Below are 12,810 nucleotides of genomic sequence, written 5' to 3' on the forward strand. Positions count from 1 at the left end.
TTATTTATCTGGGTTGTCGGGAGCTTCATATTCTTTGTTCTTTTTGCCAAAAACAGAAATATGAACATATCGCTTCGGGTTTAGTTTTACATCTTGTAGAAGTTGTTCCAATTGTCTTGAAGCTCCTTCTAAATTTTCATATAGTTTGTCGTCTTTTAAAAGTTTTCCGATAGAACCTTCGCCATTATCCACTCCGGCCACAATGTTGTCCATCTTATCAACTACATTTTGCAGGTCGCTTACTAGCTTTCCGGTCTCTAACTGTGCTAACGAATCTGTCAATTTTGAAAGGTTGCCAGCCGTTTTGTCTAAATTGGTAAATGTATTGTCCAACTTATCGGTGTTGTTTCCTAAAATATGATTTAAATTCTCAGAAACTCCTGCAAAGGAATTTAACGTGGTATTTAAATTAACAATTGCCTCTTTTAAATTTTTTCGAGTTTTTTCATCAACAATATCATTCACGTTTAAGAGTAAAGTATCTACCGTGGCTAAGGTGTTGTTAACCTTCTTTTCTAACGGGCCCAAGGCTTTTGTAACGGCGGTCAACATTCCATCTTCAACATCACCGCGCAATGTATCGCCACTCTTGGCAATGTTGCTGGCATCATATTCGGGGAACACCCCAAGGTTTTTTCCACCTATAAGCCCAGCGCTATAAATTCTAACAATGCTGTTTTTTGAAAATTCGAAATCTTTTTCAATGGTAAATTTTACTACTAGCCCACCTTTTGAATTGGCGAAAGATATGTCTTGAACTTTACCAACTGTAAGCCCATTGATAGTAACAGGAGCAGCCTGCGCCAACCCCTCTACATTATCGTACTTTACATAAAATTCGCGATTTTTGTCAAGTAGATTCGTGCCTTTTAAAAAGCTGTAACCAAATATCAATAACAAGATTGCGCCTATGGCAAGAACCCCAGTTTTAACTTCTCTCGATAGTTTCAAGTGTATAATTTTAGATTGTGAACAAATTTAAGTGATAAATATAAGGAAAGCACATTAATTGGCTTTCGATTTTAACAGTTCAGATAGATTAACCTTTTTTCCCTCCTTAAAAGCAACAATATATGCTGTGGGATATCCTTTTTGCTGCACAAAGGTTTTCATAACCTGAATTTTGTTGTAATCTGATGTTTCGCCGTAGTAGTATTTAAATAAGCCATCCTCCTTATCGCGGGTAACCTCCTTGAGGCCTTTGAAGTTTTTAGGTTTGGGAGAAATTCGTTTACTGGTTGCAGCCAATTGGACTTTAAAAACAACATCTTCAAAGATGTCTTCCTTAGTGGTTTCTAAAGCTTTCTCCATTTCCAATTCTTGAACCTCAGGGTGTTTGGTTTTTTCATCGGTTGCGGAAAGGCTTGTAATATAACCTTCAATGGCTTTACCAATTTCGCGTGCCATTTCAATTTGGCCTTTTGAAGAATTGAGGTAAGCACCTTCCTTTTTATTGGTCAAGAATCCGGTTTCAATCAAAACACTTGGCATATAGGTGTTGTGAAGCACCCAAAACCCAGCTTGTTTTACACTACGGTCGTTTTGTTTTAGATTGTTAACAATATTATTTTGAACCAAGCTGGCCAGGAGAATGCTTTGATCTAAATACTCTTCTTGCATAAGCACCATGCCTATCAGTGACTCCGGGGCCTTGGGGTCAAAACCGCCATATTTTTCCTCATAATTATCTTCAAGGTATATTACTTCATTCTCCTTTTTGGCCACCTCAAAGTTAGCCTGACTTTTATGAAGTCCTAGAACAAATGTCTCAGTTCCGTAGGCATTACTACTATGCGCATTACAATGTACTGATACAAACAGATCGGCATCAGATCTATTGGCAATGGCCGCACGTTCGCGTAGCTCTACAAAAACATCGGTTTTTCGGGTATAGATTACTTTAACGTTTGGTCTTTTTTCTAGCTCCTTCCCTACTTTTAATACAATGTTTAGGGCAATTTCAGATTCCTTATAACCGTTACCGGTATTACCGTGATCATGACCGCCATGACCGGCATCTAAGACTACTACAAATGGTTTTATAGGGTTTTCTGCTGCTTGAACGTTAAAATGAAACAATAAAAAGCTTATTAGCAATACGGCAGCCGTGTATATTTTCGTTCTCATAAAGTAATTAACGATTGTGATTATTGATTAGTATTTTAAAAATAGGCTCTTTCCCCTTCGTCATGTTTCCTGTTTTACCCAGCCTTGATTGGTGGTCTTTTTTTAAGTAGCAAGTTCTTTTTTCCAAATTTTTCATTAAAAAAAACCTACCCCAAAAAATATGTTTATTTTTGACCGTTTCAAATACTGAGCCAAATCTACAAAATAATAGCATTAGAGCATTGCAGACCAATAGGCATTACTTCATATTTTTCTTAACATTCTTGCTTTTTGGCAGTATGGTTTTGTATGCGCAGGATATTCCTCCCAAAAATGAAGCCAACATACCCAAAACCGCTCAAGAAGATACTATTTCAGTAAATCTAAATCCGATTGTTAATGAGGTTAACGAAAAATCGCAAGACACCGTTAAAACTGATACGGTAAAACCACCAAAAGAAACTCTTACCGATGTTGTTGATTATTACGGCGAAGATTATGTGTTGTTGAACAGAAAGGAGAATAAAGTCTATATGTATAACAATGCCTACATTATTTATGAGGATATGCGTATAGATGCCGGCTTGATTATTTTAGACTACAACAAAAACGAAGTTTACGCAAAGGGAATAGACAGCGCTGGTGTGTATAGTCAACGACCTGTTTTTGTGCAGCAAAATAATAAAGTTGAACCCGACTCTATACGCTATAATTTCAATTCGGAAAAGGCTTTGGTATATAACAGCCGTACCGAACAAAATGGTTTTAACGTAATTGCCGAAGTAACCAAAAAAGTAAATGACTCTGTTGTATATCTTCGCGATGTAAAATTTACCACTTCAAAAAATATTGACGACCCGGAGTATTATTTCTATACCCGAAAAGCAAAATTTGTTCCTAAAAAGAAAATCGTTACAGGGCTTACCAATATGTATATTGCCGATGTGCCAACACCTGTGGGACTTCCCTTCGCTTACTTTCCATTGTCTGAAGATCGCACCTCAGGATTTATAATCCCTTCTATTGGAGAAAATAACAATCGTGGGTTTTTTATGCAAAATGGCGGATATTATTTTGCTATCAATGACTATTTAGATTTGAGCCTACTGGGCGATTACTACACCAATGGCAGTTATGCCTTGCGCGCAGAGTCTGCCTATGTTTTAAAATATAAATACCGCGGAAGTATCAGTGCCCGTTTTGAAAGTTTGGTTAACAGTGAGCGTGGTTTTCCCGATTATAGTGAAAGCAGTATCTATAACATTCGGTGGACGCATTCGCAGGATGCCAAAAGTAATCCGAGCTCCCGTTTTTCGGCTTCGGTAAATATTGGTAGTAGTAAATATTTTACCCAGTCTATAAATCAGACCAACAATGCGAGTGCTCTAGTAAATACTTTGAGTTCGTCGGTTTCGTATGCAAAAACCTTTGAGGGCGATCCGCAAGTTAACGTCACGCTTGCAGCTACGCATTCGCAAAATACGAAAACACAGGAAATCTCTATGTCACTTCCTAATTTGAACGCGAGTATTTCTAGAATTTATCCATTTGCGCCAAAAAACGGAACCAAAAAAGGTATTATTCAAAATATTAACTTTCAATATGACCTAACGGCCGAAAACAGAATCCAGACGGTTGATTCTCTCTTTTTTAAATCGGAAATGTTCAATAATGCACAAATTGGGGCGCAGCACAATATTCCAATAACCACTAACTTTAAAATATTAAAATACCTAAGTGCTTCTGCCGGAACCAACTTTAGGGAAACCTGGGTGCTTAAAAGTACGCGCCAACGTTATGACGATAACATCAATGACGGTAACGGCGGAATTGTAAAAGATACCGTCGCAGGCTTTGAGAGTTACCGCACCTATAATTTTTCAACCAGTTTAGGAACTACTTTATACGGTCTATTTAACTTCGGAAAAAATAAAAAAATACAAGCTATTCGCCACGTAGCACGACCTTCTATTAGTTATAACATCAATCCAGGATTTGATAGGTATTACGACGAGTTTATTGTTCCGGAAACTGCCAACGAGGTAGAATCGGGCGTTTATGAATATTCCCGTTTTGAAAACACGCTTTACGGCCCACCCAGCAAGACCTACTCCAGTAATGTTGGCCTTTCCTTAAGCAATACATTTGAAGCCAAGGTGCGCGATGCAGATACTACTGCACGGGAACCTAAAAAAGTGGTGCTGCTGAACAACTTAAACTTTTCAACAGCATATAATCTTGCCGGCGATTCGTTAAAGTGGAGTCCGCTTCGATTTACAGGAAGTATTCCTATTATTCCAAAACTAGACTTTAACTTTAGCGGAACCTTAGATCCGTATGCGCTAGACAATAACAACAATAAAATTGACGTATTCAACATTAATAACGGCGGAAGCTTATTCCGATTAACCAATGCAAATGTTAGTATTAACTATTCTTTTTCCAGTAAAGATTTTGCGCGAGGGGCAAAAGATACGGATAGAATGGACAATGAAACCTTCCGAAATGGCGGGCGTCCCGATGACCTTTTTGGAGAAGCCTCAGATATCTATGACGGGCAAATTTACAGAAATGACGACGAGGAAGAAGAAGACAAAACCAATGTAGCTTGGTACAATTACAAAATACCCTGGGATGTACGTTTTGCTTACACCATAACCTATGGCAACAATCAACGCCAAAATGAAATTTCGAGCCAATCTTTTATGATGAGTACAAACCTGCAGCTTGCACCGCGGTGGACGGTTGGGGTTTCATCGGGCTATGATTTTAAAAATAAAGGTGTTACCTTAACGCAATTTCGTTTCCAGCGCGATTTGGAAAGCTGGCAAATGAGTTTCAACTGGACGCCAATTGGAAGCATCAACACAGCCTGGTATTTCTTTATAGGAATTAAATCTTCGGTGCTTAGTGATATTAAATACGACAAACGTAGGGAGAGCGATAAAAGGTTGTAATTTTCTCTTAAAGTGAAGTAAAATTCAAAGACCTAAAAATTAGGTAACTTATAAAACATATAAATCCATTTTTTTAACAGATGAAAAAAATAATAAACACTACCAACGCCCCTGCTCCAATTGGTCCTTATAACCAAGCTGTGCTTAACGGAAATATGCTTTACACCTCCGGACAAATAGCCTTAGACCCCAAGTCTGGTAAATTGGTTACCGAAAATATAATTACTGAAACCAAATTGGTTATGGAAAACGTAAAAGCCATACTAACCGAAGCCGGAATGACGTTTGAAAATGTTATAAAGAGCTCAATTTTTATTAGTGACATGAATAATTTTGGAGCTATAAATGAAGTATATGCCACTTACTTTAATGAAGAAACAGCACCCGCCCGTGAAACGGTTGAAGTAGCTAATCTCCCGAAATTTGTAAACGTTGAGATTTCTGTGATTGCTTCGTTATAGGTTTATTATAAAGCGTAAAACAACGCGATAAGAACCTAGTGGTATTAGTCTTGGCCCTCCTCAGTTTTTGTTGCCTCCGTATTAAAATTTACCGGAAATCTACTATCATCGGGAACTGCAGGTAGCTCAGACTCCTTTACCATTTTTTTGCCAAAAAGCTTTTGATAAAGTTCACGGAAGGTATTAAAATCAACCGAATAGGAAATTCCAGTTCCTTGTTCAAAAATTTGATCCTCGCCAATAAACTGAAGGTCTGCTTGCCGGTTAAAGAATTTCATCCGTAGGCTTCCGTCTTCGTTCATTAGCCATTGCACCTCTATATCTCCAGCTACCGCAGTTTCATTAACGCCACCTACTGGAACCCCAACTTTACCGTTAATTAGAATTCGTTCATTAATTTGAGTTGAAAGTGTTACCCCAAAACGGTCTGCGGTTTCTTGATTGGGCGTTCTATTGCCAACAGAGTAATCTAGACCTACCCTAAATTTACCATCTTGATCTGTAAATAGATCGTTTACCAATCCAGAAACACGATCGGCCAAAGTTCCTGCAAAGGCATTAGATCCTGCATAATTATCGTTTACAAATGAGTTTGATGCCAAAAGAAAAAGTGCCTGATTCTGCATTTGTTCCTGGTTTTGAAGCTTGTACTGCAACTCACTTTTTAAGGTAGAACTCACTCTTGGAAAGTCTATATTAAATGACAGTGCTGGCTGAGCGAGTACTCCATCTAGCTCTACGAAAACCTCGACAGGTATTTTGGTATTTGTAGCTGGATTATCGAGTAATACCGAAGGATTTGCCTGTGTTTTATAAACAGCACTAAGGTCGAGATTTGCTTTTTCTGGAGCTCCATCCCAAGTAATATTTCCGCCAGGCACCACTTCTATGTTTCGTTGAATAATACCACCGTACCTAAAGTCGTACTGCCCCTCGTAAACCTGGAAATCACCATACATCTGAAACTTCCCTGTTGTATTTATTTCTATAAGCAAAATACCGGCACCACGCCCTTTTAAGGTAGAGTTGTTCTGTTGGTCCACAACTACTTCCACTTCGGCATTTTTATTTATATCCAGTTCAAACTTTAACGTTAGCCCCTTTACTTCTTCAGAAACCGTTGTTTCTCCTTTTATCCGGGCCTCCTTTTCCTTAGGCGATAAAAAGTGCACGAACGAATCATCACTAATAGACTCCGTATCGCTAATAGGTATTTTAAAAGCGGTTCCTTTTTCGGTGGTAGCATCAACATCTATTACCAATTCATCTATTGGCCCTGCTATTGTTGCCCGTCCACTTATAAATGCGGTTCCATAATAAAGTGCGTCTTCTTCTGGTGGCGTATCCAGTACCAATAATTTATTTGGCGCTTCAATATTTAAGTCTAATTCCCAATCTCCAAAATTAGTGTGGGTTGCATTTCCGAAGAAAACCCCTTCAGTTTTGTACTTGGTGTCCGTAATATCGGTACGGTCTATTTCAAGTTTATTCTTTGTTACAAGAACCTGAGCATTATCGGCAATATTAAAGTCTGTATTTAGGTATGGTATTTGTAAACCGCCATTTTCTAAGGTCAACCTCCCCAAAATATCAGGCGATTTATAATTTCCTGAAACACGCACGTTCCCAGTGGCTAACCCACGAATATCTGTTATAACATCTCCGCCAAACGGACTGAATGCCTGGAGGTTGAATTGGTCTAGATCAACATTGAGCAGAATTTTTGGATGCTGTGGCGAGACGTCAATTTCTCCAACGGCGTTAATAGATTTTACATCATTTCGGGCAAGGGAAGTATTGATTTTATATTTAGTCAAATCTTTATTTCCTTCAACATTAAACTTTAAGTCGCCAAATGGAATCTCATTAATAATCACTTTGTCAATCGTTATGGCACTATTGGGATAAAAAGCCCCATTTTTCTGCAGGAAGTCAAGCTTTCCGTTCATATTTCCCTGAAGCCTTAAACTGTCAATTTCTGGTGCAATATTGCCAACATTCACATCTTTAAAACGAACCTTTAAATCTTTATACGTTGAATCGCGAAGCACACCTGCCAGCTGTATTAACTCTTGATTATGGCTAAGCACCAAGGAATCTACACGCACCTCATTAAAATTATCATCAAAAGACACCTTGTTTAGCCTATTGTTGTTTTCATTTAGATACCATACATTGCCCTTGTAGGTTATATCAGACTTTTTTACACCAATTACAGATTTTCCTGAAGGGTTAATGGTATGGTATAGCGAAAGGTTAAAAAGATCGGTCTTTTTAGGACCACCTGCAAATTCTGAGCGCACATACATGGTGTCATTAAGCGTTTTATTAATAACGTTTAAATTCTTTAGATTATAAAACCCCGTATATATTGAATCTGCTGATATATACGTATTATACAACGGATTATCATTATCCATTTGAACATTTAGTTCGCTTATATAGTTATTAAAAAGAAGTATTTCTGGCGATCTAAAATCTAGTTCAAACTTAGATTCATCAGATGAAACCGAACCATTTAATCGCGTATTATCCCCTAGTTTAAGCTGTGGAATAAATACGTCCACAATTTTATTATAGACCACAAACTCATAATCAATATATTGATTGGTGGTAACTTCACGCGGAATATAATTGGCATAAATACTCGCTACCCCATTCTGAAACAGATTAGGTATATCTTCAATTAAAAATTTCCCTGAAATTTCTCCATTGATGATATCTGGCGAATTGATTTCAATAGTACGTACAGAGTCTTGGAAGGAAGAAGTAATTGTAAAATCGTCAAAATAGTAGTAATCGCGCTCATTTTGGTAGAAAGTTTGATTGAAATTGATGGTCCCTACAACGTCGTCTATAGTTTTTCCTTCCATATCAACCACCATATTCCCAGTAAAGACCGAAATACTATCACGCGTCATTAAGTTAAGCCGATTTAATTCCGCAAATTCAACATTGGCCCGAAAATCTAAATTGTTGGTTTCTGTAGATGCATCGATCAAACCGGTAAAGTCCAGTTTTAAATTTGGATCATCTATACTAAGTTCTCCATTAAAAAGGGGATGTTTTAAATTTCCTGATACTGCAATGTTTTGATAATTATACCCTTCAAAACTAAAGGAAGAAATATTCCCTGAAACTTCGGTGTTAACATTTTCTTTTTCAAAACCACGACCATCAAAATCAAGGTTTCCAGTCATTTTCCCCAGAGAAGTGGTTTTAACTATTTTACCGAGATTAAAATCTTTAAAAATAACATTGCCGCGATAATAGGCATTTTCAATATTACTGATATTCCCTATTTTTAAATCTAAAGAAGCTTGGCCAATTTCGCTTGTCAATTTAGATTCGGTATTTAGTTCATCATTTTTAATTGAAGTGTTTCCTCGTAAGTTAAAGTTCTTTAATGCTTTTAAGTCAGCTGGAACAACCTGCCCTATAACATTGGGCATAAACCTTCTTAAGTCGAAGTAGTTGGTAACGATATTATGATTGGTCCCAGTTATGGAGTACCCCTTTTCTAGTGCCAAGATATTTTGAAACGCATAATCGCCCCGAATACGGGTAGTACCGGTTTGCAGGTTTATATTATTAGCCTTAAAGTCGTTCAGCGTACCTTGAAGTTCTGCGTCTAGTTCAATTAGCTGATTGGATCCAAACTCATTGTAAAAACCGTTTAAGTCGTTTGTGGCTATTTTTGAATCTTTTAAATCTGCAGTTATGACTACCTCATTTATAAAATTAGCCATTCCGTTTTTTGAATAGTCTAAATCTATAAGTCCATTAATATTAGATTCGGCAGTTTTCAATTTTAGGGCTGCCAGACTCATATTGGTTTCGGTGTATAAAAAATTGGTCTGTAAATCTTTAATTTCGAAGCCTCGATCTGCAATTAGTGAGAGCGCCTTAACTTCTACGGAAACCTCTGGACCGTATATTTTAAGATTATTGGCAAGGATATTCACCTGGTTTAGCACAAAAATATTAGGATCATCCAAATTTTCATCTATAATTTTCACCCTACTGTTGGTAAGAGTTATATCGTTTCCAATCATTGAAAAAGGCTCAGTGCTCGGTTTTCCGGTATCGAACTTTTTAGCAAAAATTGAAAGGTTGTCTGTTTCTTCACCTTTATAGGTCTTAAAATAAAGCTTGGCGTTATCCAGTTCAATATTACCAAAGCCAAGGTTTCCTTGAATTAGTTGTTTAAAACTTACAATATTGGTTTGTAGCTCTTGGCTATAGATTAAAGTGTCATTATGATGGTCGGCAATATAGACCTCACGAACATCTACTTCGCCCTTCCAGTTGAGGCCCAAGCGTTTAATATTAATATCAGTTCCATAGGTTTCGTTGAGCTCAGTAGTAGCTTTTTTTGCTGCCCATGTCTGTACCGCTGGAATGGAAAAAACAATAATCACAAGCACAAGTAGCAATACAATGATTACAAAGGTGCGAACTATTATTTTCCGAAGTTTTTTGATACGCTTTTAAAGTTTTAATTTTACATCCAATAAATATACCTCTTTTGCTTTGACACAAAAAAACTGCTACATTCTCGGAATTGAATCCTCTTGTGATGATACTGCTGCTTCGGTAATTAACAACGGCACAATATGTAGCAATGTTGTTGCCACCCAAGCAATTCATGAACAATATGGCGGGGTGGTTCCTGAGCTTGCCTCACGCGCCCACCAACAAAATATTGTACCTGTAGTTCACCAAGCACTACAACAGGCAAATATCGACAAAAAACAATTATCTGCCATCGCTTTTACGCGTGGTCCTGGACTTATGGGGTCATTATTGGTAGGCACCTCATTTTCAAAATCTTTGGCCATGGGGTTGGGCATTCCTTTGATAGCGGTAAACCATATGCAGGCACATATTTTGGCACATTTTATTAAAACAGCAGGACAAACACCGCCTAATTTTCCGTTTTTAGCAATGACCATTAGCGGCGGACATACTCAAATTGTAAAAGTTACCGATTATTTTGAAATGAAAGTTATTGGCCAGACCATAGATGATGCCGTGGGCGAAGCCTTTGATAAAAGCGCAAAAATTCTTGGACTCCCCTATCCTGGCGGTCCATTGGTAGATAAGTATGCACAAAAAGGAAACCCGAAAGCCTTTAAATTTCCAAAACCAAAAGTAGGGCCTATGGATTTCAGTTTTAGCGGATTGAAAACCTCCGTACTATATTTTGTTGAAAAGCAGGTAAAACAAAATCCAGATTTCATTTCAGAAAATATGGAAGATATTTGTGCAAGCCTTCAGTTTACAATTGTTTCGTACTTAATGGATAAACTAAAAAACGCAGTAAAAGAAACTGGAATTAAAGAAATAGCTATAGGCGGCGGCGTTTCGGCCAATAGTGGAATTAGAAACGCACTAAAAGACGCCGAAAAAAGATACGGATGGAAAACCCATATCCCGAAGTTTGAATTTTGTACAGACAATGCTGCAATGATTGCAATTGTAGGCGAATTGAAATACAAAAACCAAAGCTTTGCAGAAAACGATGTGGTAGCATCGGCGCGGTTAAAATTCTAGTGAACTTGATACAACTCCCGACCCCTTCATATAGTGATCAAGATTAAACTTGCTTTCGCCCATAAAGATTAAGGGTAATTAATATAAAACCCAATTTAAATGCAACTGTTCTACAATCCGGATATATCAGAAACCACAACCAAAGTTACTTTCAATAAGGAAGAAAGCAAGCATATTATTAAGGTTTTACGCATGAAGGAAGGCGATTCTTTTAAAATAACCAATGGGAAAGGCTATTTTTTTGATGCCGAAATAATAAATGCAAACCCAAAAAGCTGTGGTGTAAAGGTTGTTTCTAAAGAAAAACAGGCTGCCTTACCCTATCAATTGCATCTGGTTGTGGCGCCCACAAAATTAAACGACCGATACGAGTGGTTTTTGGAGAAAGCTACAGAAATTGGCGTATCAGAAATAACCCCTATAATCTGCAATCATAGCGAACGAAAAGTGGTAAAAGCAGAACGTTACGAAAAAAAGATACTCAGTGCAATGAAGCAATCCTTAAAAGCTTATTTACCCATTTTGAATGAGGCCGTTTCGTTTCAGGATTTTATAGCTTCAGAAAACCATTACAACGATATAAAATGTATAGCCCATTGCGAAGAAACCTCAAAAACATCACTAAAATCGGTATTGCTTCCCAATAAAAAGGTTACAATTCTTATTGGTCCGGAAGGCGATTTTTCCTTAGAAGAAATAGCTTTGGCAAAAAAGGTTGGATACACTCCAGTTTCCTTAGGAGAAAGCCGCTTACGCACCGAAACAGCAGCAATTGTTGCTTGCCATAGCGTTGCCTTTGCAAACGAATTTTAAGAAATTGAACAGGATTTGAAAACCGCTTAGGTTTAAATGCTTATTTTTGATAGTTATGCGATTAATATTTCTTTCTGCCTTCTTTTTACTGTGTTTTGGAACTGTTTCGGCACAGGAAATAGCTTTGTTGCAATACAGTGGCGGGGGCGATTGGTATGCCAACCCCACTTCGCTTCCCAATCTTATTAAGTTTTGCAATGAACAGATAGACACCGCAATTAAAGAAAAACCGGCAACCACTACTCCTGCAAGTGTTGATATCTTTGATTACCCGTTACTACATATGACTGGGCATGGTAATGTGTTTTTTTCGGCTGAGGAAGTTGAAAACCTAAGAAATTATTTAAAAAGCGGTGGTTTTCTTCACATTGATGACAACTACGGAATGGATCAATACGTAAGAAAGGAAATAACAAAATTATTTCCGAACAATGAATTACGAGAGCTTCCGGTAAATCATCCTATCTTTAGTTCCGTTTTTAAATTTCCGAAAGGACTGCCTAAAATTCACGAACACGATGGCCAACGGCCGCAAGCTTTCGGTATTTATGTTGCAGATAGGTTGGTGTTGCTCTACACTTATGAATCTGACCTTGGCAATGGTTGGGAAAACCCTGAAATTCATAACGATCCGCCTGAGGTTAGACTAAAAGCCCTTCAAATGGGTGCTAATATGGTTAAATATGTATTTGAAAACTAATTGATCTTTCGTTTTTTATCATTAGTGTCCGATTAAAAGAGTGAGAAAATTTGTTGAGTCAAAGATAATAGGCAATTAGAATATTTTTATTTAATGACAGCATGCTATTATACTTAGCATCAAAATTTATCAATTAAAAAGTATGTTTAATCAATTTTATCTAGTTTTCAATCTATTAAAAAGCAAATCTTACGTCTTATGTCTTTCATCGCAGCGG

8 protein-coding genes are annotated in these 12,810 nt (G+C 37.5%); 5 read left to right on the forward strand and 3 right to left on the reverse strand.

Translation table 11 applies throughout. The annotated features are described in order from the left end of the window. A complete protein-coding gene (locus QPK98_RS04845) occupies positions 1 to 951 on the reverse strand; it encodes an MlaD family protein (protein ID WP_310991928.1) in 951 nt (316 codons plus the stop codon). 54 nt (positions 952 to 1,005) lie between these two features. Further along, positions 1,006 to 2,127, reverse strand: a complete 1,122-nt coding sequence (locus QPK98_RS04850; protein WP_310991929.1) for an N-acetylmuramoyl-L-alanine amidase family protein — start codon at positions 2,125 to 2,127, stop codon at positions 1,006 to 1,008. A gap of 170 nt (positions 2,128 to 2,297) precedes the next feature. Here QPK98_RS04850 and QPK98_RS04855 point away from each other — a divergent pair, with 170 nt between their 5' ends. Beyond that, on the forward strand, positions 2,298 to 5,063 hold the full coding sequence (locus QPK98_RS04855) for a putative LPS assembly protein LptD (protein ID WP_310991930.1): 2,766 nt from the start codon (positions 2,298 to 2,300) through the stop codon (positions 5,061 to 5,063). 80 nt (positions 5,064 to 5,143) lie between these two features. Beyond that, entirely contained in the window at positions 5,144 to 5,524 is a 381-nt protein-coding gene (locus tag QPK98_RS04860) for a Rid family detoxifying hydrolase (RefSeq protein WP_310991931.1), read from the forward strand. Between the two features lie 44 nt (positions 5,525 to 5,568). Here the strand turns inward: QPK98_RS04860 and QPK98_RS04865 are convergent, their stop codons facing one another. Then, complete coding sequence (locus QPK98_RS04865; RefSeq protein ID WP_310992115.1) at positions 5,569 to 9,951, reverse strand: translocation/assembly module TamB domain-containing protein; 4,383 nt, start codon at positions 9,949 to 9,951, stop codon at positions 5,569 to 5,571. 106 nt (positions 9,952 to 10,057) lie between these two features. Between QPK98_RS04865 and tsaD the strand changes: the two genes are divergently transcribed. The 3 genes from tsaD (at position 10,058) to QPK98_RS04880 (ending at position 12,593) form a co-directional block, all read left to right on the forward strand. Continuing rightward, a complete protein-coding gene (gene tsaD / locus QPK98_RS04870) occupies positions 10,058 to 11,080 on the forward strand; it encodes a tRNA (adenosine(37)-N6)-threonylcarbamoyltransferase complex transferase subunit TsaD (protein ID WP_310991932.1) in 1,023 nt (340 codons plus the stop codon). Positions 11,081 to 11,179: 99 nt separating this feature from the next. After that, positions 11,180 to 11,893: a 16S rRNA (uracil(1498)-N(3))-methyltransferase gene (locus QPK98_RS04875; RefSeq protein ID WP_310991933.1), complete on the forward strand. Its 714-nt coding sequence runs from the start codon at positions 11,180 to 11,182 to the stop codon at positions 11,891 to 11,893. 55 nt (positions 11,894 to 11,948) lie between these two features. After that, positions 11,949 to 12,593 (forward strand): DUF4159 domain-containing protein, encoded by a 645-nt coding sequence (locus QPK98_RS04880; protein WP_310991934.1) that lies wholly within the window; start codon positions 11,949 to 11,951, stop codon positions 12,591 to 12,593. The last annotated feature ends 217 nt before the right edge of the window (positions 12,594 to 12,810 follow it).

The organism is Aequorivita marina (assembly GCF_031631895.2).
Taxonomy (GTDB): domain Bacteria; phylum Bacteroidota; class Bacteroidia; order Flavobacteriales; family Flavobacteriaceae; genus Aequorivita; species Aequorivita marina.